At 72.1% G+C, this 22,967-nt stretch carries 22 protein-coding genes; 12 read left to right on the forward strand and 10 right to left on the reverse strand.

What is annotated here, in order from left to right; translation table 11 throughout:
- Positions 1-62: 62 nt before the first annotated feature.
- Positions 63-866: an SGNH/GDSL hydrolase family protein gene (locus AB0E98_RS30010; RefSeq protein WP_361708666.1), complete on the reverse strand. Its 804-nt coding sequence runs from the start codon at positions 864-866 to the stop codon at positions 63-65.
- A gap of 336 nt (positions 867-1,202) precedes the next feature.
- On the opposite strand from AB0E98_RS30010, the gene AB0E98_RS30015 reads away from it, so the two are divergent.
- The 6 genes from AB0E98_RS30015 to AB0E98_RS30040 all read left to right on the forward strand — a co-directional run bounded on the left by AB0E98_RS30015 (position 1,203) and on the right by AB0E98_RS30040 (position 9,551).
- Positions 1,203-1,676: a hypothetical protein gene (locus AB0E98_RS30015; protein WP_361708669.1), complete on the forward strand. Its 474-nt coding sequence runs from the start codon at positions 1,203-1,205 to the stop codon at positions 1,674-1,676.
- Position 1,677: 1 nt separating this feature from the next.
- A complete protein-coding gene (locus AB0E98_RS30020) occupies positions 1,678-2,772 on the forward strand; it encodes a GNAT family N-acetyltransferase (protein WP_361708672.1) in 1,095 nt (364 codons plus the stop codon).
- A gap of 408 nt (positions 2,773-3,180) precedes the next feature.
- Positions 3,181-4,002 (forward strand): glycosyltransferase family 2 protein, encoded by an 822-nt coding sequence (locus AB0E98_RS30025; protein ID WP_361708674.1) that lies wholly within the window; start codon positions 3,181-3,183, stop codon positions 4,000-4,002.
- Positions 4,003-4,007: 5 nt separating this feature from the next.
- Complete coding sequence (locus tag AB0E98_RS30030; RefSeq protein ID WP_361708748.1) at positions 4,008-5,105, forward strand: glycosyltransferase family 2 protein; 1,098 nt, start codon at positions 4,008-4,010, stop codon at positions 5,103-5,105.
- The gene (locus AB0E98_RS30035) at positions 5,102-5,944 is read left to right on the forward strand and encodes a polysaccharide deacetylase family protein (RefSeq protein ID WP_361708677.1); all 843 of its coding nucleotides are present in this window, start codon (positions 5,102-5,104) and stop codon (positions 5,942-5,944) included. The genes AB0E98_RS30030 and AB0E98_RS30035 overlap by 4 nt, the downstream gene beginning before the upstream one ends.
- Positions 5,945-6,062: 118 nt before the next feature.
- Positions 6,063-9,551: a lipopolysaccharide biosynthesis protein gene (locus AB0E98_RS30040; protein ID WP_361708751.1), complete on the forward strand. Its 3,489-nt coding sequence runs from the start codon at positions 6,063-6,065 to the stop codon at positions 9,549-9,551.
- Between the two features lie 54 nt (positions 9,552-9,605).
- Here AB0E98_RS30040 and AB0E98_RS30045 read toward each other — a convergent pair whose 3' ends face one another.
- The 4 genes from AB0E98_RS30045 to AB0E98_RS30060 all read right to left on the reverse strand — a co-directional run bounded on the left by AB0E98_RS30045 (position 9,606) and on the right by AB0E98_RS30060 (position 12,624).
- Positions 9,606-10,238, reverse strand: a complete 633-nt coding sequence (locus AB0E98_RS30045; RefSeq protein WP_361708679.1) for a hypothetical protein — start codon at positions 10,236-10,238, stop codon at positions 9,606-9,608.
- Positions 10,239-10,278: 40 nt separating this feature from the next.
- Positions 10,279-10,905, reverse strand: coding sequence for a hypothetical protein (locus AB0E98_RS30050; RefSeq protein ID WP_361708682.1), 627 nt, complete (start codon positions 10,903-10,905; stop codon positions 10,279-10,281).
- On the reverse strand, positions 10,905-11,162 hold the full coding sequence (locus AB0E98_RS30055) for a hypothetical protein (RefSeq protein ID WP_361708685.1): 258 nt from the start codon (positions 11,160-11,162) through the stop codon (positions 10,905-10,907). Before AB0E98_RS30055 ends, AB0E98_RS30050 begins: the two co-directional genes overlap by 1 nt.
- A 67-nt stretch (positions 11,163-11,229) precedes the next feature.
- The gene (locus AB0E98_RS30060) at positions 11,230-12,624 is read right to left on the reverse strand and encodes a xylan 1,4-beta-xylosidase (RefSeq protein ID WP_361708688.1); all 1,395 of its coding nucleotides are present in this window, start codon (positions 12,622-12,624) and stop codon (positions 11,230-11,232) included.
- A 113-nt stretch (positions 12,625-12,737) separates the two neighbouring features.
- Here AB0E98_RS30060 and AB0E98_RS30065 point away from each other — a divergent pair, with 113 nt between their 5' ends.
- Complete coding sequence (locus AB0E98_RS30065; protein ID WP_361708691.1) at positions 12,738-13,859, forward strand: DUF5925 domain-containing protein; 1,122 nt, start codon at positions 12,738-12,740, stop codon at positions 13,857-13,859.
- On the opposite strand, the gene AB0E98_RS30070 is transcribed toward AB0E98_RS30065, so the two are convergent.
- Positions 13,820-14,068 carry a DUF6255 family natural product biosynthesis protein gene (locus AB0E98_RS30070; protein WP_361708693.1) on the reverse strand — a complete coding sequence of 83 codons (249 nt, stop codon included), beginning with the start codon at positions 14,066-14,068 and terminating at the stop codon, positions 13,820-13,822. The genes AB0E98_RS30065 and AB0E98_RS30070 overlap by 40 nt on opposite strands.
- Positions 14,065-14,229 (reverse strand): hypothetical protein, encoded by a 165-nt coding sequence (locus AB0E98_RS30075; RefSeq protein ID WP_311612534.1) that lies wholly within the window; start codon positions 14,227-14,229, stop codon positions 14,065-14,067. Before AB0E98_RS30075 ends, AB0E98_RS30070 begins: the two co-directional genes overlap by 4 nt.
- A 131-nt stretch (positions 14,230-14,360) precedes the next feature.
- Here AB0E98_RS30075 and AB0E98_RS30080 point away from each other — a divergent pair, with 131 nt between their 5' ends.
- From AB0E98_RS30080 to AB0E98_RS30100, 5 genes are all read left to right on the forward strand, one after another.
- The gene (locus AB0E98_RS30080; RefSeq protein WP_361708696.1) at positions 14,361-15,188 is read left to right on the forward strand and encodes a helix-turn-helix transcriptional regulator; all 828 of its coding nucleotides are present in this window, start codon (positions 14,361-14,363) and stop codon (positions 15,186-15,188) included.
- A complete protein-coding gene (locus AB0E98_RS30085) occupies positions 15,172-15,375 on the forward strand; it encodes a DUF397 domain-containing protein (RefSeq protein ID WP_361708698.1) in 204 nt (67 codons plus the stop codon). The genes AB0E98_RS30080 and AB0E98_RS30085 overlap by 17 nt, the downstream gene beginning before the upstream one ends.
- Positions 15,376-15,624: 249 nt before the next feature.
- Positions 15,625-18,999: an ALF repeat-containing protein gene (locus AB0E98_RS30090; RefSeq protein WP_361708700.1), complete on the forward strand. Its 3,375-nt coding sequence runs from the start codon at positions 15,625-15,627 to the stop codon at positions 18,997-18,999.
- Between the two features lie 93 nt (positions 19,000-19,092).
- Positions 19,093-19,485 carry a hypothetical protein gene (locus AB0E98_RS30095; protein ID WP_361708702.1) on the forward strand — a complete coding sequence of 131 codons (393 nt, stop codon included), beginning with the start codon at positions 19,093-19,095 and terminating at the stop codon, positions 19,483-19,485.
- A gap of 130 nt (positions 19,486-19,615) precedes the next feature.
- Positions 19,616-19,987: a hypothetical protein gene (locus AB0E98_RS30100; RefSeq protein WP_361708705.1), complete on the forward strand. Its 372-nt coding sequence runs from the start codon at positions 19,616-19,618 to the stop codon at positions 19,985-19,987.
- Positions 19,988-20,064: 77 nt separating this feature from the next.
- On the opposite strand, the gene AB0E98_RS30105 is transcribed toward AB0E98_RS30100, so the two are convergent.
- From AB0E98_RS30105 to asnB, 3 genes are all read right to left on the reverse strand, one after another.
- Positions 20,065-20,484, reverse strand: coding sequence for a hypothetical protein (locus AB0E98_RS30105; RefSeq protein ID WP_361708708.1), 420 nt, complete (start codon positions 20,482-20,484; stop codon positions 20,065-20,067).
- Between the two features lie 164 nt (positions 20,485-20,648).
- A complete protein-coding gene (locus AB0E98_RS30110; protein ID WP_361708711.1) occupies positions 20,649-21,023 on the reverse strand; it encodes a GntR family transcriptional regulator in 375 nt (124 codons plus the stop codon).
- A gap of 71 nt (positions 21,024-21,094) precedes the next feature.
- Positions 21,095-22,957, reverse strand: coding sequence for an asparagine synthase (glutamine-hydrolyzing) (asnB, locus tag AB0E98_RS30115; RefSeq protein ID WP_361708713.1), 1,863 nt, complete (start codon positions 22,955-22,957; stop codon positions 21,095-21,097).
- Between the last annotated feature and the right edge of the window lie 10 nt (positions 22,958-22,967).

A 22,967-nucleotide genomic window follows, 5' to 3' on the forward strand; every position in this document is an offset into this window, starting at 1 on the left:
CTGATTTCAGCCCCTCCGGCCTTTGAGGAGCGGGGGTCCGGGGGCGGAGCCCCGGGGAGTCGTCACGCCGCCGCGGCGAACACCGGCATGTAGCCGCGTGACTGTCCCGACGCCGTCGGGTGGTACGACTCGTTCACAGGGAACGTCACGCTGTTCAGCCACGCGCTCCCCGAGCACAGCTCATGCCCCGTGAACGTGGTCGTGACGTCGCCGAAGGCGAACCCGTGGTCGGCCGCCCGCTTCGCGGTGACGGAGTTGATCAGGTCCGCGGCCCCGTTGATGGCCCTCCTCTTCGTGTCGCTGAGGCCGATGCATGTGCCGCCGAGGTGGTAGAAGCGCGGATAGCCGAGAACGACGACCTGGGCCTGGGGCGCGCGGTCGCTGATGGCGGAGTAGACGTCGTCGAGTTTGGCCGGCAGTTCGTCCTGGATGTAGGCACGGGCCTGGTCGATGCGGCTCAGGCAGGAGGAGTCGGTGCCGAGGACGCAGGTGGTCATGGTGTCGGCGAAGCCCGCGTCGTTGCCGCCGATGGAGATGCTGACGAGCCCGGTGGAGCCGTTCAGCGTGCCGAGCTGGCCGCTGAGGACATCACCCGTACGGGCGCCGGAGCAGGCCTCGAAGTCGAATCTGGACGGTTTGTGGGCGGCGGCCCAGAGGGCCGGGTAGGCCTTGGTGCTGCGTTTGCAGTCACCGCTTGTGGAGTCGTAGCCGCCGGCGCCGAGACCGGAGGAGTAGGAGTCACCGAGGGCCGTGTAGGCGGGGTTTGACGCGCGTTCGGCAGAGTGCGCGGCGCCGGCCCCGCCGAGGGCGAGGGCGGCGGTGAGGGCCAGCGCGGATAGGGCACCCGCGAACCGGGACAGTTTCATGGAACCTCCCTAGCAGGGGTTTCTGCCATCTCCGTGGTAGCAGCGACCCCATGTCGCTGGAAGTGTCCATGCCAAAAATATGGGCCGGTTCGCCAAAGGGTCACCCGGGCACGAGGAGCGGGGGTGGAGCTGTCAACCCGCGTTTGGGAGCCGTCAGTTGACGCACGATCCGACAGTAGGACCACGTCACTCACTGTTCATCTGACGGACAGCCTCCGGTTGTGGCGGTCACGACCGTCCGGGGCTGTTTCGCATGGCCTTCACATCTTGACGGGCCTTTGCCGATTGCGCGACATTGAAGCCCGGCATCCGGCGCTTCGGGGGGCAAAGTCGCCAATGCAGAGCTTTACAGATCTCACCGGACTCGACGACCCGGCGGAACGTAACGGCACCGAGGGCACGGACGGGGGAAGCGGCCGCGACGGGGGTCCGGCCGCCCGGGATTCGCTGCCGGTCATGGCGGGCGTCGCGGCGGCCATCGCGGGGGTGGGCGGCGCGCTGGCGCTCGCCGACGTCACCTCGCCGCTGCGTGCCCCGTTCGCCCTGTTCTTCCTCATCGTGGCGCCCGCGTGCGCGGTGGCCGCCCCGTTGAGGGGGCTCGATCCCCTCAGCCGGGCCGTGGTGGCCATCGGCGGGGCGGTCGCGGTCGACCTGCTGGTGGCCCAGACCATGCTCGCGCTGCACGCCTGGACGGTGCGGGGCGGCGTGGTCGCGGTGGCGGCCGTCAGCGCCGTCCTCCTGCTCCTCGCGTTCCTGCTGGCACACGCGCGGCGCCACCGGGGCCGCGCCACGAGAAGTCGGGCTTCCTGACGTGGACATCAGCGTGTACCGGCCCGGCGAGCTCACGGCGGCCGACCGGGCGGCCTGGTCGGCGATGCAGGCGCGGGCCGTCGAGGACGGCTCACCGCAGCTCGCGAATCCTTTCCTCGCTCCGGAGTTCGCCCTCGCGGTGGGCCGCTGCCGGCGGGGGATCCGGATCGCGGTGGTACGGGAGGAGGGCGAGCCGGTGGCGTTCTTCCCCTTCCAGCGCACCTCGCTGGGTGTGGGACGGGCCATCGGGCTGGGGGTCTCGGACGCCCAGGGGCTGGTGCACCGCCCCGGCTTCCAGTGGGACACCCGGGAGCTGCTGCTCGCCTGCGGCCTCTCCCTGTGGGAGTTCGACCACCTGATCGAGGGCCAGAAACCCTTCGAGGTGGCGGCCTCCGGCTCCTTCGCCTCACCGGTCATCGACGTCGACCAGGGGTACGAACGGTATCTAGCGGCGCTGCGCAAGCAGTCGCCCAAGTTCACCCGCACCACGCTCGCCAAGGAGCGCCGGCTCGGCCGGGACCTGGGCGAGGTGCGCTACGTCCACGACGAGCGCGACCCGGCGGTGCTGCGCGTGCTGACCGGCTGGAAATCGGCGCAGTACCGAAGAACAGGGCGTGCGGACCGCTTCGCGCGCCCGTGGATAGCCCATCTCGTCGAGCAGCTCTTCCATACGCGCACGGAGACCTTCGCCGGGCTGCTGTCGGTGCTCTACGCGGCCGGGCGGCCGGTCGCGGCCCACTTCGGACTGCGCTCGACCACGGTGCTGGCGTGCTGGTTCCCGGCGTACGACCCGGAGTTCTCCCGCTACTCCCCCGGCCTGATACTCCACATGCGGATGGCCGAGGGGGCCGCGGCGCAGGGACTGGCCTATCTGGACCTGGGACGGGGCGGGAAGTCCTACAAGGACTCGCTCAAGACCCGTGAGCTCAGCGTCTCCGAGGGCTGGGTGACCCGCCGCCACCCGGTGGCACTGGGCTACCGGGCCCGGCGCGCGCCCCTGCGGGCGCTGCGCAACACGGTGCTGGCCCGGCCGGAGCTGTTCGAACAGGCGGACAGGCTACTGAAGCGAATGGGGCGGATCCGGGAGGGCGGTTGAGGGAACCGCCCGCCATGGACACGGCGTCAATAGTTAAGTCCCTGCGAATGGTTGCATAGGCGCAAATAACACCAAAGGAGGAGCCTCCGCCCCACCTCTTGCCATACGGACTCAAGCTTCAATACCGTCGTACATCTACCCGCATCGGCCCATCTTCTCTAAGCGGCTCCGGGGAGGGCTTCACAGCGTCGCGATGGTGACCGGCGCGGGGCGCGGCAGGGGGTGCCGCGCTCGGCCGTTCCACCGTGCCGGGGCGCGTGCCGCGCGACACGGTGTACTTGCCAACTCGCCCTCTCCGTACGGCGCTCGCCGCCGTTCGGGGCCAGGTCGAGTACCCCCTTTTCGAACCGGACACACGATCGGACCGCTGGGGCAGGCGGTCCACCGGACGAGAGGGAAAGAAGACACATGAGTGCGTTCCTTCAGCCGGCGGCCAGCGAAGAGGATGGGGAGACTTCCGGCCGCTACCGGCCGGTGACCTCGCATTTCGCGATAGCGCCGCCGGTGAGCGTCGTCATTCCCGCCATGAACGAGGCGGAGAACCTTCCCTATGTCTTCAAGACGCTTCCCGACTGGATTCACGAAGTGGTCCTGGTCGACGGCAATTCCACCGACGACACCGTTCGCGTCGCCCGTGACCTGTATCCGGGCGTCAAGGTCGTCGAGCAGCACGGCAAGGGCAAGGGCGACGCCCTGATCACGGGCTTCGCCGCCTGTACGGGCGAGATCATCGTCATGGTCGACGCGGACGGCTCGGCCGACGGCGGGGAGATCGTCAGCTATGTCTCCGCGCTGGTGGGCGGGGCCGACTTCGCCAAGGGTTCCCGTTTCGCCAACGGCGGCGGCACCGACGACATGACGCTGATCCGCAAGCTGGGCAACCGGGTGCTGACGTCCATGGTCAACCACAAGTTCGGCGCCCGGTACACCGACCTGTGCTACGGGTACAACGCGTTCTGGAAGCGCTGCCTGGGCGAGATCGCCCTGGACTGCGCCGGCTTCGAGGTGGAGACCCTGATGAACATCAGAGTGGTCAAGGCCGGCCTGCGGGTCCAGGAGATTCCCAGCCATGAGTTCGTCCGCATACACGGCACGAGCAATCTGCGCGCCGTGCGCGACGGCATCCGTGTGCTGAAGGTGATCCTCCATGAGCGCGGCACCGGCCGGCGGTCCCGGCGGCGCCGCCCGCTGGCGCTGGCGCCCGCGGCCAACCGCGGGGAAGTGTCTTGAGCGCAGTGCCCGAGTCCTCGCGGCCCGACGGACGGACCGGCGCGCCCGCCGTGTCGGTGGTCATCTGTGTCTACACCGAGGACCGCTGGGGCGACATCCTCGCCGCGGTGGCCTCGGTGCGCGACCAGTCCTACCCCGCGCTGGAGACCCTGCTCGTGGTCGACCACAACCCCGCGCTGCTGCGCCGGCTGGCCAAGACCTACGGCGATGACGGCGCGGGGGCGGGGACGGGCGCCCAGCGGGTGCGCGTGCTCGCCAACGCCGGCCCGCGCGGGCTGTCGGCGGGCCGCAACACCGGGGTGGCGGCCGCCTCCGGCGAGGTGATCGCCTTCCTCGACGACGACGCGGTGGCGGAGCGGGACTGGCTGCTGCACTTCGCCGGGGGCTATGCCGATCCCCGGGTGATGGCGGTGGGCGGCCGGACCCAGCCCGTCTGGGCCTCCCGCCGCCGCCCCGCGTGGTTTCCGGAGGAGTTCGACTGGGTGGTCGGGTGCAGCTACCGGGGGCTGCCGCCGGGCAGGGTGGCCGTCCGCAACGTCCTCGGCGGGAACGCCTCGTTCCGGAAGTCCGGCCTGGAGGCCGTCGGCGGCTTCGCCAGCGGTATCGGGCGGGACGGCCAACGGCTGCCGCTGGGCGGGGAGGAGACGGAGCTGTGCATCCGGCTCACCCGGGCGCTGCCGGAGGCCGTGCTGATCGTCGACGACCGCTCGGTGATCCACCACCGGGTGCCGCCGGCCCGGGAGCGCTTCCGCTACTTCCGCACCCGGGCGTACGCCGAGGGCCTCTCCAAGGCCCTGGTGGCCCGGAGCGTGGGCGCCCGCGAGGGCCTCGCCAGCGAGCGCCGCTACACCACCCGCGTCCTGCCGGCCGGCGTCGCGCGCGGGCTGCGCGACGCGCTGCTGGGCCGGCCGGGCGGCGCGGGACGGGCCGGGGCGATCGTCGCCGGGGTCGCCGCGGCGGCCGGCGGCTACGCCCTGGGCACTCTGCGGGCGCGCCGGGGCGGTGGCGGGAGCTTCGCCGTGGCGGCGCTGGAGACTCCGGCGGACGGCGGATCCTCGCCGGACGGCGGGACGGCGCCGGCGTGCGAGGGGGCGGGCGGATGAGCGGCGGCCCGGTGCCGATCCTGATGTACCACGCGGTGGCCCATGCGCCGGCCCGGGCCGCGTACGGGCTGTCGGTCTCCCCCGAGGCGTTCGCCGAGCAGATGCGGGTGCTGGCCGATCACGGCTTCACCCCGGTGACCACCGAGCGGCTGGCCGCCGCCTGGCGCGGCGGCGGCCCGCTGCCCCCCAGACCCCTGCTGATCACCTTCGACGACGGCTACGAGGGCGTCCACCGCTACGCCCTCCCCGCCCTGTCCGAACACGGCTTCCCCGCCACCCTGTTCGCCTCGACGGGCTGGCTGCGGGGCGAGCACGAGACCGGGGGCGCCCTGGACCTGATGCTGAGCTGGGACCAGCTCCGGGAGCTGGCGGCGGCGGGCATGGAGATCGGCGGGCACAGCCACACCCACCCCCAGCTCGACCAGCTGCGCGACGGGCCCCTGTGGTACGAGGTACGGCACTGCCACGACCTGCTCACCGACGAACTGGGTCACCCGCCCGTGTCGTTCGCCTATCCCTACGGCTACTCCAGCCGCCGGGTGCGCGATACCGTGCGCGCGGCCGGGTTCGGGGTCTCGCTGGCCGTGGGGAACGCCCTGGCCCGGCGCTCCCAGGGCCCGTACGCCCTGGAGCGGGTGACCGTGCGCCGTTCCACCGGCATCGACGAGTTCGAAAGGCTCGTGGAGGGGCAGGGGATCGGCCGGCTGTTCGCCCGGGACCGGGCGCTGACCAAGGGCTACGCCGTGCTCCGCAGAGGCCGCGGCCTCCTCGGCGCCGGCCGCCGCCTCACCGCAGAACGCGCCACCAGGAACAGGAAAGCGACCGAAGCCCGTGTCTGACACGTCCGCCCGGATCGATGAACGAGCCGAGGAACGAGCCGTGGAGCCGACAGCCCGGCGACTGCGGCTGCCCGGGCGGGGCGTCGGCAGTCCGTTGTTCCGCAACGCCTTCGCGCTGATGCTCAACACGGGCATCAGCGCCGTCCTCGGGCTGGGCTTCTGGCTGATCGCCGCCCACTTCTACACCGAGGATTCGGTCGGTCAGGGCTCGGCGGCCATCGCCGCGATGAAGTTCATCGCCGGGCTGACCGCCGTCACCCTGACCGGGGCCCTGGCGCGTTTCATCCCGGTCGCCGGACGGCGGACGGGACGGCTCGTCCTGGCCACCTACGCGGGCAGTTCCGTGTTCGTCGCGGTCGCGGCGGGTGTCTTCCTGCTCACCCTCGGCCTGTGGGGGCCGTCCTACCGCTTCCTGGCCGGCTGGCTGCCCGGCCTGGGGTTCGTCGCCGCCGTCGTGGCCTGGTCGCTCCTCACCCTCCAGGACGGGGTGCTGACCGGGCTGCGCAGCGCGTTCTGGGTGCCGGTGGGCAATACGGTCTTCTCGGCGGTGAAGCTGGCGCTGCTGGTGGCGCTGGCGGTGGCGCTGCCGACTACCGGGGTGTTCGTCTCCTGGGTGGTCTCCATCGCGGTGTCGGTGGTGCCGCTGGGATGGCTGGTGTTCCGGCGGCTGGTGCCCGCCCACATCGGGGCGACCGAGGAGAGCGCCCGGGCGGTCTCCGCCCGGGAGATCGGCCGTTTCCTGGCCGGGGACTACACGGGCTCGCTCTTCTCGCTGGCCGTGGTCTATCTGGTGCCGGTGATCGTCGCGGCGCAGATCGACTCCGCCGACAACGCGTACTTCTACATCACCTCCACCATCGGCGGCACGGTCAACCTGCTGGCCATCAACATGGGCGCGTCGCTGACCGTGGAGGGCTCGCACGACCCGGCCCGGCTGGCGGAGAACTGCCGGGCGGCGCTGCGCCGGATGGCCAAGATCATGGTGCCGGTCTGTGTGCTGCTGTTCCTCCTCGCGCCGTACATCCTGCGGGTCTTCGGCCGGGGGTACGCGGACGCGGCCACTCCGCTGCTGCGCTGGTTCGCGGTGGGGGCGGGCCTGCGCGTGATGATGGAGGTGTACTTCGCGGTGCTGCGGGCCCAGAGCCGTACGGCCGGGCTCGCCTATCTCCAGGGCCTGTTGTGCGTGCTGGTCCTGGGGCTGACGCTGCTGCTGCTCCCCCGGATGGGGCTGACGGGCGCGGGCGTGGCGGAGATCTGCAGCCTCACGGTGATCGTCTCCATCGCGGCGGTGAAGCTGCGCGGCATCCTCAGGGCCACGCCGCCGGAGGAGCGGACGGCGGCCGAGCCCCCGGCGCCCGACGGGGATCTGGCCGACCTGGCGCCGCGCGGCGAGCGGCACGACGAGGAGGGCGAGCCGGCCAAGGGGCGCACCGGTACGCGCTGGGCGCTACGGACGGCGCTCGACCCGGACACGCTGCCGCTGGGGGTCCGCCTCGACATAGACCATCTGGAGCGCCGGCCCGACGTCCGTCCGGCGGAGGGTCTGCCGGTCATGGAGAAGCCCGGCGGCGGGGAGTTCCCGGGCTCCGGTGCCCGCTGGCCGGTCGCCCGGTGGCGTACGCCGGAGGCCGGGATCGTACTGCTGCTCGTCGCGGCGCTGGCGCTGTACTGGGTGCCGCTCGCGGCCATGGGCCGGGTGGATCTGGACGGCATGGGCGGCTTCGGGCTGGTGTCCGTGCTGCCGGTGGCCACGCTGCTGGGGGCCGGGCTGCTGGTGGTGGCGTTCGCGGGCGCGCTGTGGCTGCCGGAGTGCCGCCGGTGGCTGCTGCTGGCGGTGCTGCTGGCGACGGTGGTGTCCCTCCACGCGGTGCCCGCCGTGCTGGAGGGGCCGCCGCGGTTCGCCACGGCCTGGCAGCACCTGGGTTTCCTGGACTACATCGACCGCACCGGTAATGCCGTGCCGGATCTGGACGCCCGCTGGAGCTGGCCGGGGTTCTTCGCCGTGGCCGCGTTCGCCGCCCGCGCCTGCGGGGTGGGCGACCTGACCGAGGTGCTGCGCTGGTGGCCGCTGGCCGTGCAGCTGCTGAGCCTGGCCCCGATGCTGCTGCTGACGCGGGTGGTGCGGGCGGGCTGGCGGGCGACGTGGGTGGCGCTGTGGCTGTTCGCCCTGAGCGGCTGGGTGGGCCAGGACTACTTCTCCCCCCAGTCGCTCAACTACCTCTTCTATCTGCTGTTCGTGGCCGTGCTGCTGCTGTGGTTCCGCTGGCCCGGTCAGCTGCGCGGCCGGCTGCTGCCCGGTGAGCGCGAGGTCCTCCCCGTCGGCCGTGGCGCGGCGGCGGTCCTGCTGGGCCTGGTCGTCGCCCTGTTCGTCGCGTCGGTCGCCAGTCACCAGCTCACCCCGTTCGTGATGCTCGGCGTCCTCACCGCGCTGGTGCTGGCCCGCAGGCTCACGCCGACCGGGCTGCCCCTGCTGTGCGGGGTGATGCTGGCGGTGTGGGTGGGGTTCCTGGCGGAGCCGTACTGGTCGGGCCACTTCGACGAGCTCTTCGGCGGGCTGGGCTCCCTGGGCGGCAATCTCTCCTCGTCCGTGTCCGGCCGGATCGAGGGCGGCAGCGCCACCCACAAGATGGTGCTCTACGTACGGGTCGCGCTGGCGGCCGGGGTGCTGGGGCTCGCCGCGCTCGGCTGGTGGCGGCGGCGCCGGGCGGGCATCGGCGATCTGTCGCTGCTGCTCCTGACCTGTGTGCCGTTCCTCGCCTTCGGCATGCAGTCCTACGGCGGCGAGGTCGCCCTGCGCGTCTTCCTGTTCGCGCTGCCGGGCGCCTGCGTCCTGGCCGCGCTCGCGCTCTTCCCACGCCCGGCGGCCGGGCCGCGCCGGGCGCACCGGGGTGCGCTGGCCGCGCTGCTGGCGGGGCTGGTGCTCGTCCTGGGGTTCCTGGTGGCCCGCTGGGGCAACGAGTCCTTCGAGCGGGTGCGCCCCGGCGAGGTCGCCGCCATGGACTACGTCTACGCCCACGACCGGCCGACCGTACGGCTGCTGTGGACCAGCAGCGACACCGTCAACAACGTCACCCCCGCCCTGCCGTGGGGCGCGCGCGACATGGAGCGCGTCCGGTACGAGCCCACGCTCGCCCCGCGCGACCCGGGCCGGGTGTCCGATCTGGTGGAGGCGTTGCGCAAGGCGGGGCCGGGCTCCCTGCTCGTGGTGAACCGGGGCCAGTCCGACTATCTGGAGCTCAGCGCGGGCTACGCGCCCGACTGGGACTCCCGGGTGCGCCGGACGCTGGACGGGCGGCCGGAGCTGCGGCGGGTGTTCGACAACGACGACGCGGTGCTCTACGAGCTCAAGGACCGCCCGGCGGGCGCGGTGCCGGAGCCCGCGCCCGGGCCGGTGGGGCCCCGGGTGACGTGGACGCCGGTCACCGTGGCGGGGGCGCTCGCGGCCGCGGGGCTGCTGGTGCTACTGACGGTGCGCGAGCTGGTGCGGGTGGCGGCGGGGCCGGGGGTGCGGCAGTTGCGGTGGCTTCAGGGCTCCTTCTGGTTCGCGCTGCCTCTGCTGCTGGTGGTGCTGGGGTCCCTGGTGTGGCGGATGGCTACGTTGTCCTGAGCGTGTTCGTCCTGACGGTGTGGTCCTGACGGTCCTCCCGGGTCGGACGAGGGATCAGAAGAGGGAGCGGTAGCACAGGGCGGCCACCGCGTGGAGTCCCGGGCGGGGGCGGCCCGGGCGGTGGTGGGGCAGGACGTGGCCGTTCAGCGCGGTCGCGCCCGTGCCGGGGTAGCCGACACGGATGCCGCCGGCGCGGTCCCAGGAGGGGTCGCTCTCCAGCTCGCCGAGCCGCTCCATGGTGCTGCCGATCAGGCCGGGGTGGACGTGAAGGGGGCCGACGTCCCCGAAGGCCGTGGTCAGCAGGGTCAGGTCGCACTGTTCGGTGTCGACGTGGAGGAAGACCTCGTCGTCGTCCTCGTAGTAGCCGTAGGCGGCGAAGGTCGGGACGAGGAGCCGGCCCGTGAGCGCCCGGGCCGCCGGTGTCAGCGCCAGGTGCACCCGGGCCAGCAGCGGGCCGCTCGCGGCGGGCGTGCCCCGACGGGTGATCCGGCGCGCGGTGACGGGGGTGCGGGGGCCGTGCCGGGGGATCTCGGCGTGCGGCCACCGCTCCCGGCCCTCCCGGGCCATCCCGTCGGCCAGCGCGCGGTCCCACAGTCCGGGGAGGTGGACGAAGCCGTGGTCGGCGAAGGACCGTCGCGCGGCGGGGGTGACGGGGGCGGGCTGCGGAAGGACCGGGGCGTGCGTCACGAGTGCCTCTTCCGTGCGGGAGGGCCGGAACCGGTCGGGGCTAGAACGGTGAGCGGTAGTGCAGGGCGGCGACCGCTCCCGGCCGGGCCAGGGGCCGCCCGGGCCGGTGGTGCGGCACGGCCCGGCCCAGCTGGGCCAGTACCCCGCGACGGGGGTAGCGGACGGCGGTACCGCTGTGGCGGTCCCAGTCCGGGGCGCGTTGGAGGGCGTCGAGCTGTTCCTGGGTGCGCCCGCGCAGCGCGGGGTGGAGGTGGAGGGGGCCGACCTCGCCCAGCACCGTGGTGAGCAGGGCGAGTTCCGAGGCGTCGATGTCGATGTGGAGCCAGATGCCGTCGTCCTGTTCGTAGTAGTTGTACCAGGCGCAGGTGGGCACGAGGAGGCGTCCGGCGAGGGCCCTCGCCAGGGGGACGAGGGCGCGGTGGAGCCGGGCCAGCAGCGGGGCGTCGGCGGCGACCGCCTGCCGGCTGGGCCGGTCCGGCCCTCCGGGGCCCGCACGGCGGCCGCGGGGCAGCAGCCGCCCTGCCTCGTGCGCCAGCGCGGCGGCGCACCGGTCGTCCCAGAGTCCTTCGACGGCCAGGCAGCCGCGCGCGGTGAAGTCCCGCCGCTCGGCGGGGCCCGGTAATCGGGCGGCGATCCAGGTGTCGTCGCTCCGGGGGACGCCGGCCATCACGAGGTGGTGGTGGCGACCGGCCAGGAGGCCTCGGGGGTGTAGTGGGCCATCTCGTTCTCGTCGGTCAGGCGCAGTACCCCGGCGAAGGAGTAGCCGTCGGCGAGGGGGACGTGGGCGGCGTCCCGCAGGTGCTCGCGGATGGTCTCCCTGGCCTCGGGGGCGGCCCTGGCGGTCTCGACGACCTCCCTGGGCAGCACGTAGTAGTTGCCCTCCGCGTCGACGATGACCAGCGCCTGAGCCGTGTTTTCAGGCATGAGGTCTCCCTTTCGCTCGGTTGACGCCGCTTCAGTGTTGCCGTTGGGCCCGGTGCGGGGCAACGGGTCAGAGCCAGCGGACTTCGTACGGGCCCAAGTCGACGCTCTGGCCGTCGACCTGAGCCGTGATCTTCCGGTCGAGGGTATTGACGGCGAGGACGGTCCTGCCCGCGCCGATCACCTGGACGGCCGGGGCGTCCGGGCCGCCGACGTCGATGCGGCGCAGCCCGGTGCCCGGCGGGAACACCTTGGCGAAGCGGGTCAGCAGGTCCAGCATGGGCAGCGGCCCGCCGCCGTCCGGGAGTTGGGTGCCGCGCCACAGGCAGCCGGGGCAGTCGGCGCTCGCCTCCTCGGGGTTCCAGTAGAACGCCCCGGCCGCGTTCGCCTCGGCGATCCGCATCATCGCGGTGGCCTGGACGGCGACGCGGTGCGGCTCGGTCCAGGTCTTGCGCCCGTCGTGCTCGTCGGCGGGCTCGACGTACCACTCGGCCCACCAGACCGGCAGCCCGGTGGTCTTCCGCACCCACTCGGTGACGTCGGTGAACTTCCGCGTGGCCCGGAACTCGTCGGGGACGGGCCTGCTGCCCGTGCGGGTGTAGCTGGCGCCGTCGACGACGACGAAGTCCGCCCCCTCCTTGTGCTCGGTCCAGTACTCCAGGGCGTCGACGGCTCGCTGGTCCACCGCCCCCCAGTCGCCACTCACCCTGGAGGCGTAGGAACCGGTGCCGGGGGCCTCGCTGTCCATGACCACGTACGGCCCGCCCACGAGGGCCTTGCTGTTCTGTTTCTTCACCGCCTTGTAGACGAGGTTGTAGAGCTCGGTGTACCCCTCGTAGTCCCAGCGGTTCCTTGATTCGTCGTAGAAGCCCTTGAACTCGTTCCAGACGATGAAGTGGCGTACGTCCGGGTAGCGTTTGGCGATCCTCCCGGCGAGCGCGGCGAAGTCCTTGTAGTGGTCGCGGCCGGGGGCCTTCTCCAAGGACTTCTGGGACCAGTCGGTGCGGTCGCCGCCGCCCTTCATCCAGTCGGGGGCGCAGCACAGGGTGAGGACGGGCGTGGTGCCCGTCTTCCGCATGAGTTCGACGCGCCGGTCGAGGTCGGTGAAGTTGTACACGCCGGGTCTGGGTTCGGGGTTGTCGACGCCCCAGCCCATGATGTGCTGGTTCTGTGCCAGGGGGGCGCGGGCGATGGTCTTCTCGGCGGCCGCCTTCGCGGCGTCCTGGCCGAGGTCGGCGCTGTTCTGGGTGTGGGTGAAGCCCCAGCCCACCCAGGCCGCGGAGCCGGCGGGCGCGGCCGGGGAGCCGTCCCCGGACCGCCAGGCCTCGACGCTCGCGGTGACCAGGGCGGCCAGGGTGAGAAGCGCGCCCGCGAGCAGTGCGGCGATCCGCCGCCGTCGCGACGGCCCACCGGACCGCCACCCCCTCGCCCGCCGTAACGCCCGACCTTCACCATGACGTCGCATCACGGAAAGGGTAACGGGGGCGGAATCGGTCCGCTGCGCGTTCGGCGCAGGCGGGGGCGGAACCGGCGAAAACCCGGGTGCGCCGGGGCGATCGGTGCCGGATCATGGGGCGCATGTGTGCCGACCGCAGCGCCGAGCGCCCCCTTCTCCCTTCGGCCGGTTCCCCGGCCATCGGGATCCACGTCGACAGCGACTCCCCGGCCGATGTCATGGACGCACTCTTCCTCACCCCGTTCGGCCGGGGTGAACAGCCTTACGCGCGTGGGCACTCGATGGAGCGGATCCGGTCGGGGGCGACGCTGCTGCCGCCCGGGGCCCGGGTGGTGCGCTCCGCGCGGGACGACGACCGCGGCGCGGTCCTCGCCGAGGGCGAGGGCTGGTCGTTGCTGGTGTCGCGCTGGCAGCGCAGCGCCGACGTGACGGTGACGGCCGTCAGCGACGAGCTGGCCCAGGAGGTGCTGCGGCAGGCGGTGGCGGGCGCCGAGGACGATCCCGAGCCCACGCCCGAGCACGTCTCCATGGGCTTCTGGTACCTCTCGCCCCGGCGCGGTCCGCACCGTACGACCCGGTCGATCTCGGCCGGTACGTGGGAGGAGGTCCGCGCCAACTACACCGCCCCGGTGGCCGACGCGATGGACCGTCTGATGAAGGTCACCCCGGACGACGTCGCGGGCCGCCTCCTCCTGCTGCACGGCCCGCCGGGCACGGGCAAGACGTCGGCGCTGCGCACGCTGGCCCGCTCGTGGCGGGACTGGTGCCAGGTGGACTGCGTCCTGGACCCGGAGCGGCTGCTCAACGACGTCGGGTATCTGATGGACATCGCGATCGGCGAGGACGACGGCTCGGAGGGGGGCCGCTGGCGGCTGCTGCTCCTGGAGGACTGCGACGAGCTGATCCGCGGCGAGGCCCGGCACGCGGCGGGCCAAGCGCTGTCGCGGCTGCTGAATCTGACGGATGGTCTGCTGGGGCAGGGCCGGAACGTCCTGGTGGCCGTCACCACCAACGAGGATCTGGAGCGGCTGCATCCGGCGGTGGTCCGGCCGGGCCGCTGCCTGGCCCGGATCGAGGTGGGCCCGCTGACACGGACGGAGTCCGTCCGCTGGCTGGGCCGCGAGGAGGGCGTGGGCCGGCACGGCGCCACGCTGGCGGAGCTCTTCGCGCTGCGGCGCGGGACGGTTCCGGCGTCGGTTCCGGGTCAGCCGGACGGGGCGGCGGACGCGGGGCTGTATTTGTAGCGACGGGGCGGTGCCCCGAGCCGTGGCGCGGTTCCCCGCGCCCAGGCGGTGCGCCCGTCGAGCGGCGGGCTGCCCAGCTGGCCCCTGCCGGGCCAGCGCAGGGCGGCGTAGTCGGAGAAGCGGCGCACGCCGCAGCGACCGCAGGTCGCGGACCCGGCGTGCCGGTCCGTCACCCACTCCTCCGCCGGGTGCGCGCAGCGGGGCCTCACGAGTGGGCCGCCCGCTGATGGAGGCCCATCTCGGTGGCCCAGAACGCGGCGGCCTCGCGATCGCCGTGCCGGGACGCGACGTAGTAGGCGGCCTTGATGTGGTCGCACTCCTCACAACGGGAGCCGGGCGCTTCGCCAATTCGTTCGGGGGTATGACGCATGTGGGCAAACCTTTGTTAGACGGTCGCTCACCCACGCGAGCGACGTTCACTGCTTCCGCTCCTAGCGTTACGGTCCGCGCCTACGCTCACCAGGTCTGGAGCCACGCCAACGGGTTTGGGGTGAAGGGGAGATGGCGCAAGAGCCGGAAAACGGAGCGGAGTACTTCGGCACGGAGGTGCGCGCGTGGCGCACCAAGAAGGGGATGAGCCAGCGGGAGCTGGGGAAGGCGGCTCAGTACGGTCAGCAGTACGTCGCCAAGGTGGAGGCGGGCGAACGGCTCGCCAGCCCGCAGTTCGCGAGGGCGTGTGACGCAGTGTTCGGCACGCCGGAGACGTTCACGCGGTTGCGGCGGCGGATCGTCCAGGGGGCGTTCTCCGATTGGTTCGAACCGTTCAAGAAGCTGGAACGGCGGGCCACGGTGATCCTCGCCTATGCCTCGACCTTCATCGTGGGCCTGCTGCAAACAGAGGATTACGCACACGCGATCTTCCGCAAGGCTCACCCCTGCGACTCCCCGCAGGTGACCGCCGAGAAGGTCGAGCGACGGATCGTTCGCCGACAAGTCCTGCAGGCCGACAACCCTCCGTTGCTATGGGTCATCCTCGACGAGTCGTGCCTACGGCGCCCGACCGGGGGCCCACGCGTTATGGCGGAGCAGCTGGCGTACCTTCTCGAACAGTGCAGGCCGACGTCCACCCTCACTCTCCAGGTTCTTCCCTTCGCGTCGGGAACGCCGGCCTGGCACAGTGCCTTCACGATCATGGAGTTCGGCACCGACGAGCCCGCCGTTCTGAACCAGGAGGACATGGGCACCGGCCAGATCGTCGACGACGTCGAAATGCTGACCCAGGCAAATCTGTTCTTCGACCGGCTGCGCGCCGACGCGCTGTCTCCAGACGCATCGCAAGCTCTGATCCGCAAGGTGATGGAGGAATGGACGCATGAGCAAGGCACATGACCTGTCGGGCGCGGAATGGACCGTGTCCAGCCACTGCGGGGGGAACGGAGGCGAGTGCGTCGAAGTCGCCCGGAACCTCGCGGGCAGCGGCATCGTCCCGGTCCGCGACAGCAAGAATCCCGACCACCCGGCGCTGATATTCGAGACCACCGCTTGGTCGACGTTCACGGCCGCGCTCCGCGCGTAATCGGACGTTCCCCTTCCGGTATTGACGGCCCAACCCCCACACCGGCCGTAAATATGCTGTAAAAGATCGCGCACCCCCAACCGCCCCCGACGGCGCGTCAACGCCCGCCCGGGGGCGTTTTTCGCGCCCCCGAGACCCCCTTCAAATGATCCGGAATTCCGGTTTCCGCCCATACGATCACGCCGATGCGGCGGCTCCTGCCGCTTCATGACGGGTTGTTAACCGAACCCGGCGGATTTTTGAGGGGATATGACCAGCAAGAGACCGATAGCACGTCTGCCGCTCACGCGGCACGGGCGCAAGAGACTTCTCGCCCTCACCTCCCTGACCCTGGCCGCGACGGTGTTCGGCACCACCGTGGCCCAGGCCGTTCCGGCTTCGCCGGACGGCCCCGCGCTTCCGGTGGACGCGCGGGCGCAGGTGGTCGACGCGTATCGCCTGGGGGGCATCGCGGCCAAGGACGCGGCGGCCAAGGCCCTGGTGGGGTCGGATGACGACGTGCGGGCCTTCCTCCAGAAGGGGCTCGACCGGGCGACGGCCGAGGACGAGCGGTTCGCCGTCCTCAAGATGATGAGCTCCTCGGGGCAGGGCGTGCGCGACGCCGCGTCCAAGGCGCTGAGCGGGACCGACGCGGACGTCCACGAGTTCGTCAAGAACGGCTACAAGAACCCGCTGGACGACGACCGCCGCGTCGCCGTGCTGACGGCGATGAACAACAGCGAGAAGGCCGTGCGCGACGCGGGCCAGAAGGCCCTGAACGACGGCTCCGCCACGGCGCTGGACGCCTTCCTCAACAAGGGCCGCTTCGCGGCTCAGGAGGAGGACGACCGGGTCCAGGTCCTGAAGATCGTGCAGGCCGGCGGCACCGAGGTGAAGAAGCTCGGCGACCGCGCCATGAACGGCACCACGCAGGACCGCCGGGAGTTCCTGGAGACGGGGCAGTACCTGGCCCGCAGCCGGGACCAGGAAAGCGCGACGGTCGCCTCGCTGGCCCAGGTGGCCGAGCAGGCCGGCAAGCGGGCCAAGGCGGAGACCGACGCGGCCAAGGAGGCCGGTGCCCGCGCCGAGCAGGCCGCGGCGAAGGCCAAGGAGGCCGCGCTCAAGGCCGCCAAGGAGGCCGCCGCCGCCAAGGACAGCCTTGAGGACGCCGGGAACGCCGCCAACCGCGCCTCCCAGGCCGCCGAGGGCGCCGCCGAAGCGGCCCGGACCGCCATCCAGGCGTCCAACACGGCCATCTCCGCCGCCCGTACCGCCGCCAACGCCGCCCAGGCGGCGGCCGCCGCCGCTGCCGCCGCCGGCCAGGCCGCCTCGCGTGCCTACAACGCCGCCGCCGCTGCAGCGGGCAACGCCGCCGAGGCCGGCAACGCGCGCCGGGCCGCCGAGGCCGCCCGGGACGCCGCCAAGGGCGCCCGTACGGCCGCGTCGGCCGCCGAGTACGCCGCCAACGCCAGTGCCGAGGCGGGCCGCTCCGGTTCCGCCGCCGCCCGTGCCGCGCAGAACGCCGCCGACGCGGCCGCCGCCTCCGCGGACGCCAGCGCCTCCGCCGGCGTGGCCCAGGAGCAGGCCGCCCGTGCCCGCCGGGCCGCCAACGTCGCCCGGAACGCGGCGAACACCGCGACCGCCGCGGCCGGCCGCGCCCAGTCGCTCGCCGGGCAGGCCGCCTCCGCCGCACACGACGCGCACGACGCGGCCAACCGTGCCGCCGACCACGCGGAGAAGGCCGCCGAGGCGGCCGAGAAAGCCGCCGACGAGGCCGGCAAGGCGCAGGACTGGGCCAACAAGGCCACCCAGCACGCCAACAACGCCATCGAGGCGGCCAAGACGGCCGCCGACGCGGTCGACCAGGCCAACAAGGTCGAGAAGCTCGCCCGCGACACGGAGGCCGCCAAGCTGGAGGCCGACAAGCAGCAGGGCATCATCGAGGCCCAGGCCATCAAGGCCGCCGACGACGAGGACCACCAGCAGGCCGAGACCCTGCGCACGCAGGCCTCCGCCACCGACGCGGCCACCAAGGACCTGCTGACGAAGGCCGCCGCCACGAAGGACACCAAGGCCGCCGCCCAGCTGGGACGCAAGGCCGCCGTCACGCTGCTGAAGAGCACCGGCTCCTGGACCCGCGCCTCCGCCGAGTCCGCCCTGGGCGGCTCCGACGAGTCCGTGGTCGGCTGGGTCAAGTCGGACTACGAGAAGTCCACCCAGCTCGACGACCGCGAGAAGGTCGTCTACCTGGCGAGGATGGGCGGCCCCGCCCTCGCGGGCGCGGCCCAGAAGACCCTGGAGGGCCGGGACCCGGCCCAGGTGCAGAAGTTCCTCACCGAGGACGCCTACAACGTCCAGGCCGAGGACTACCGCGTCCAGACCCTCAAGCTCATGAACGGCGCGGGCAAGGCCGTCAAGACCGCCGGTGACAAGGCGCTGAGCGACGGCAGCGTGAAGGCGCTGAGCACGTTCATCGTCAGCGGCTACCGCGACGCGGTCATGGAGGACGACCGGGTCGAGACGTTCCGGATCCTGAGCTCGGGCGGCCCCAACGTCAAGGCGACCGCCGAGGTCGCCCTGTCCGGCCCGTCCTGGATGCAGCGCGACTTCGTCGCCAAGGAGCAGTACAAGGCGGCGCAGCTCGACGCGGACACCGCCGGCCATGTGTCCTACGTCCGGTCGCTGATCGCCACCGCCGCGCGGAACTCCGCCGACGCCAGCCAGAACGCGGCACTGGCGTCCGAGATCGCCAACAACGCCCAGCACAAGGCCAAGGAGGCCGCCGAGTGGGCCGACAAGGCCAAGAACTCGGCCAACCAGGCCCAGGGCTACGCCGACGAGGCGCGGAACAAGGCCAATGAGGCCGACGACTCGGCTGCCTCGGCCGCTGAGTCCGCGAAGAAGGCCGCCGCTGCCGCGGCGACCGCCCGCCAGGCCAGCCGTCAGGCCAACTACTCGGCCAACCAGGCCTCCGCCTCCGCCATGCAGGCCGTGAACTCCGCGGCGAGCGCCCAGGCGTCGGCGGACCGTGCCAGCGCGTCGGCCACGGCGGCCGGCAGGGACGCCGCGGCGGCCCGTGCCGCGTCGGACGAGGCCAAGGCCATCTCGGTGGAGAAGGCCCGGCAGGAGCAGGCCGCGGAGGCGGCCCGGGCGGCCGAGCAGGCCCGGCAGAACGCGCAGAACAAGGTCAACCCGGCCGACAGCCCGGACAACGACTCCATCAAGACCCCGGCCAAGGACTCCGGCTCGGGCGGCAAGGACGACAACCCTTGCAAGAACCAGATGGCGTGCGACTACTCCAAGTACCTGAGCTGGGCCAGCACGGGGGCGGCCGCCCTCGCGGTGGGTTCCCTGTTCTTCGGTGTCACCGCCCCGGCCGCGCCCTTCCTGGGCCTGGCCTCGGTGACATTCGGCCTCGCCAGCTCCCTCTACGCGGGCGTGGGCTACGGCTGGACCAGTGACCAGTTCATGTCCAGCGTCGCCGGTACCGCCGTCGGCCTGATCTCCAGCGGCGTGGGATCGGCGGCCAAGGCGGGGATATCCCTGGCCACGAAGGGTGGCCGGGTGCTGTCGAAGGGCGTGGAGGTGGCCCACGAGGCCGTCTCGCCCATCATCGGTATCTTTACCAACGACTGGAGCTGGTGAGCTCCGCGGGAAAACCGGTGAGCGAGAGCTGACCGGTCGGTGACAAGTGACTGTGGGGCCCTCTGCGAGGGCCCCACAGGGCTAGGAAGTGACGTGCAGGCTCCCCATGTATCCCTGTCCGCCTGGTGGGGGATAGCCATCGGCGCGACGGTGCTCTTTCTGGTGATCTTCGTTCCGCTGATGCCGACCACGGGCACGCGGATCCGGATGTCCCTCACGCCTGTGGCGATGGCGGCGATCGGCGTGATGTCCGCCAAGGCGAAGGACATCCCGCTGGAAGTGCTGCTTCCGATTTATACCGCTCTGGTCCTGGTGTTCGTGCTGGGCTTCGTCGGGCGCTGGTCGGAGCTGCGGACGAAGACCCTCGATCTGTCCATCCACGGACAACGCCCGGAGAACGCGCTGTCCGGCGGCGCGTGGCTCCAGCTGGCGGCGTCGCTGGTCGTCCTGGTATCGCTCGCGATCTGGTTCGCGGCGGGCGCGTAGGCGCTCCGACTAGGCAGTCACGGTGAATACGGTGGTCGGAGAGGGTGACCGCGTGCTCCTTGCGCTTGGCCCGCACCGGCGCTCCCGGTAGCAAGTGGATTTACCAGCCGCCGAGGGTCAGGACCACACAGTGAAGAGCATCAGTCGCACGAGGATGGCGATCGCGGGCCTGTTCGGCCTGCTTCTGGCCGGAGGCGGGGCATCGCCCGCCATGGCCTGGGGCGGCGACGGGCCGTTCGACGCGAGCGGCGACACGTTCGTCCGTTTCCATGCCGGATTCAGCTGCGAGGGCCGGGCTGCCCGGTCCTGTGTCAACGGCCCTGTGAACAGCGGCAACAGCAGCAACTCGCAGAACGTCCGGATCAGCGGGAACCCCAGTGACAGCGGCAGCCCCGTGGACAACAGCGGTTCCGTCAACTCCGGCTCTTCCGGTACGGGTGCCGCGGCGGGCAGCTCCAACCACCAGAGGCAGCTCGGCAGGGGCGGTGAGCTCCACCTCTGAGTCTGCGGCGACAGCGCCCGCCAACGCGTCAGGCCCCGGGAGACCGGGGCCTGAGGCGTTTTCCGGCCCGGATCCCCCTAGGGGAGGATGATCGGGTGGGCGGTGGAGATGTCGTTGCTGCTGTTGTGCTCCGAGCCCGTGACGGAGTTGAGGCTGTTGGTGGAGCCTGCGGCCGTCTCGATGTTCCCGCTGTCCACGGGGTTTCCGTGGTTGATGAAGTTGTTGCTGTTCTCGCTGTTTCCGCTGTGGACCGGACCGTTGACACAAGGGTGCGGCGACCGGGACACCGGCGAGTTGTAGTGGAAGTCGGCAAGCCGGTTGTTGCAGACCACACCGGACACCGTCTCGGCCACGGTGCCGAGATCGGCCCCCGCCACGGCGGACAGCAGGGAGCCCGGAGCCGTCTGCGTCTGTGCCTCCGCGCTGCCGGTCCCGGTGCCGGTCAGCACCAGACCGCAGGTCCCGGCGAGGGTCACCACCCGCACGAGTCTTCTCACGACGCTCCTTGCCTGGTCCGTCCGTTGTTCCCGGACGTATCGTGCTGCGGTTGTCCCTCATGGTCCCGGCGAACCACAGAAGGCCGATGGCTCACGGGCCATATTCAGCCGGATGGCCCACAGCCCCGGGGCGCGGCCCCACAGCCCCGGGGCGCGGCCCGGGCTCAGTCCCCGTACACCGCGCGGAGCGCGTCGCCCGCCGCCGCCAGCGCCGCGTCGTGGTCCAGCCCCAGCCGGTGGGCCCGCTGGGCGAAGGCGACCGCCGCCGCGGCCGCCTCGCGGGCGGCCGTGTCCCCGGGGGCGGCGATGAACGTGCCGTTCCGCCCCCGGGTCTCGATGACCCCGTCCGCCTCCAGCGCCCGGTACGCCTTGGCGACCGTGTTCGCGGCCAGGCCCAGCTCCTCGGCGAAGCCGCGGACGGTCGGCAGCTTGTAGCCGACCGGGAGCTCCCCCGCGCGGGCGCGCTCGGCGATGCCGGCCCGGATCTGCTCGTACGGAGGCTCGGCGGCTTCCTGGTCGACGGTCATCTGCAAGGCCACGGTGGGACTCCTGGTGAGAACTACGGTGGGTCCATTGTGCGTCAGGCGGGCCCGCCGTGGCCGCAGGCCCGTCAGAGACGCAGTTCGGTGCCGTACTCGGTGAGCCAGGTGTTGAGGTTGAGGACCACTTCGGTGGCGGTCCTGAACGATTCCCCCGCGCGCTCGTCCAGCGCCTCGGCGACGGTGGGGGCGTCGAGCAGCGGGCGTACGGGCGCGTCCTTGTCGGCCAGGAGGTCGCCGAGCGCGTTGCGCAGGGCTTCGGCGTAGCGGGGGTCCTGGGTGCTGGGGTAGGGGCTCTTGACGCGGTCGGCGACGGCGTCCGGCAGCAGGTCGCGGGTGGCAGCGCGCAGCAGGGACTTCTCACGGCCGTCGAAGGTCTTCATGGCCCAGGGGGCGTTGAAGACGTACTCGACGAGCCGGTGGTCGCAGAAGGGGACGCGCACCTCCAGGCCGACGGCCATGCTGGCCCGGTCCTTGCGGTCGAGCAGGAGCTGGACGAAGCGGGTGAGGTGGAGGTAGCTGATCTCGCGCATCCGGCGCTGGAGTCCGCTCTCGCCGGGCAGGCGGGGCACTTCGGCGAGGGCCTCGTGGTAGCTCTGCCGTTCGTGGCCGGGCAGGTCGACCTTGGCGAGGAGGCCCTTGTCGAGGAGCGCGGTGCGGCCGCCGCTGGCGGGGCCGGAGAACTGGTCGGCGATGCCCGCGGCGAGCCAGGGGAAGGTGTCGGCCCGTACGCACTCGGGGTCGTGGAACCAGCGGTAGCCGCCGAAGACCTCGTCCGCGGACTCCCCGGACAGCGCGACCGTGGACTGTTCGCGGATGGCCTTGAAGAGAAGGTAGAGCGAGACGTCCCCGTCGCCGAAGCCGGCGGTGGGCAGGTCGCGGGCCTTCAGTATGGCGTCGCGGTTGGCGCGGTCCATCAGGGCGGCCGTGTCGAGGACGATGTCGCTGTGGTCGGAGCCGACGTGCTCGGCGAGGGCGTGGGCGTAGGGGCCGTCGGGGGTGGGGCGCAGCAGGTCGGCCTTGAAGTTCTCGGTCTGGCCGAGGAAGTCCACGGAGAAGGAGCGCACCGGGCCGCGCCCGTCTTCCGCCAGGCCTCCGGCCGCGAGGGCGGTGATGGCGGAGGAGTCGAGTCCGCCGGAGAGCAGGGTGCACAGCGGCACGTCGGCGATGAGCTGGCGGGCGACGATGTCGTCGAGCAGCTCGCGTACGCGCCGGACGGTGGTGGGGGTGTCGTCGGGGTGCTCCTCGGCCTCCAGCCCCCAGTAGCGGCGGACGGTCAGGCCCTGGCGGCGGATCCGCGCGGTGTGGCCGGGGCGCAGTTCGTACATGTCGTGGTAGCCGGCGTGGCCGGGGGTCTTGGTGAAGGCCAGCATCTCGGCGAGGTCGTCGGCGTCGACGACGGGCCGGACGGCGGGGTGGGCGAGGATGGCCTTGGGCTCGGAGCCGAAGAGCACCCCGTCGGGGGTGGGGTGGTAGTAGAGCGGCTTGATGCCCATGCGGTCGCGGACCAGGAGGAGTTCCTCGGTGCGGGGGTCCCACAGGGCGAAGGCGTACATGCCGTTGAGGCGCTCGGTGAAGGCCTCGCCCCATTCGAGGTAGGCGTGGAGCACGACCTCGGTGTCGCTGCTGGTGCGGAATATGTGGCCGTGGCTCTCCAACTGGGCCCGTAATTCGCGGTAGTTGTACACCTCGCCGCTGTAGGTGAGGGCGAGCAGGGCGCGGCCGCCCTCCTGGACGAGCATGGGCTGCTTGCCGCCCTCGATGTCGATGACGGCGAGGCGGCGGTGGCCCAGGGCGGCGTGGGTGTCCAGCCAGACGCCTCCGGCGTCGGGGCCGCGGCAGGCCATGGTCCGGGTCATGGCGTCGAGGGTGGCGGAGGCGTGGGGGGTGGTGAGGCTCTGGTCGTAGGAGATCCATCCGGTGATGCCGCACATGTACGGGTAC

The organism is Streptomyces sp. NPDC037389 (genome assembly GCF_040636475.1).
GTDB lineage: Bacteria > Actinomycetota > Actinomycetes > Streptomycetales > Streptomycetaceae > Streptomyces > Streptomyces hesseae.

Excerpts from the sequence above, each read along its gene's own strand:
- AB0E98_RS30090 (WP_361708700.1), top strand. The coding sequence starts at position 15,625 with ATGACCAGCAAGAGACCGATAGCACGTCTGCCGCTCACGCGGCACGGG.
- AB0E98_RS30015 (WP_361708669.1), top strand. The coding sequence starts at position 1,203 with ATGCAGAGCTTTACAGATCTCACCGGACTCGACGACCCGGCGGAACGT.
- AB0E98_RS30040 (WP_361708751.1), top strand. The coding sequence starts at position 6,063 with ATGCTCAACACGGGCATCAGCGCCGTCCTCGGGCTGGGCTTCTGGCTG.
- AB0E98_RS30060 (WP_361708688.1), bottom strand. The coding sequence starts at position 12,624 with ATGCGACGTCATGGTGAAGGTCGGGCGTTACGGCGGGCGAGGGGGTGG.
- AB0E98_RS30080 (WP_361708696.1), top strand. The coding sequence starts at position 14,361 with ATGGCGCAAGAGCCGGAAAACGGAGCGGAGTACTTCGGCACGGAGGTG.
- AB0E98_RS30075 (WP_311612534.1), bottom strand. The coding sequence starts at position 14,229 with ATGCGTCATACCCCCGAACGAATTGGCGAAGCGCCCGGCTCCCGTTGT.
- AB0E98_RS30055 (WP_361708685.1), bottom strand. The coding sequence starts at position 11,162 with ATGCCTGAAAACACGGCTCAGGCGCTGGTCATCGTCGACGCGGAGGGC.
- AB0E98_RS30025 (WP_361708674.1), top strand. The coding sequence starts at position 3,181 with ATGAGTGCGTTCCTTCAGCCGGCGGCCAGCGAAGAGGATGGGGAGACT.
- AB0E98_RS30010 (WP_361708666.1), bottom strand. The coding sequence starts at position 866 with ATGAAACTGTCCCGGTTCGCGGGTGCCCTATCCGCGCTGGCCCTCACC.
- AB0E98_RS30050 (WP_361708682.1), bottom strand. The coding sequence starts at position 10,905 with ATGGCCGGCGTCCCCCGGAGCGACGACACCTGGATCGCCGCCCGATTA.
- AB0E98_RS30085 (WP_361708698.1), top strand. The coding sequence starts at position 15,172 with ATGAGCAAGGCACATGACCTGTCGGGCGCGGAATGGACCGTGTCCAGC.
- AB0E98_RS30035 (WP_361708677.1), top strand. The coding sequence starts at position 5,102 with ATGAGCGGCGGCCCGGTGCCGATCCTGATGTACCACGCGGTGGCCCAT.
- AB0E98_RS30065 (WP_361708691.1), top strand. The coding sequence starts at position 12,738 with ATGTGTGCCGACCGCAGCGCCGAGCGCCCCCTTCTCCCTTCGGCCGGT.
- asnB (WP_361708713.1), bottom strand. The coding sequence starts at position 22,957 with ATGTGCGGCATCACCGGATGGATCTCCTACGACCAGAGCCTCACCACC.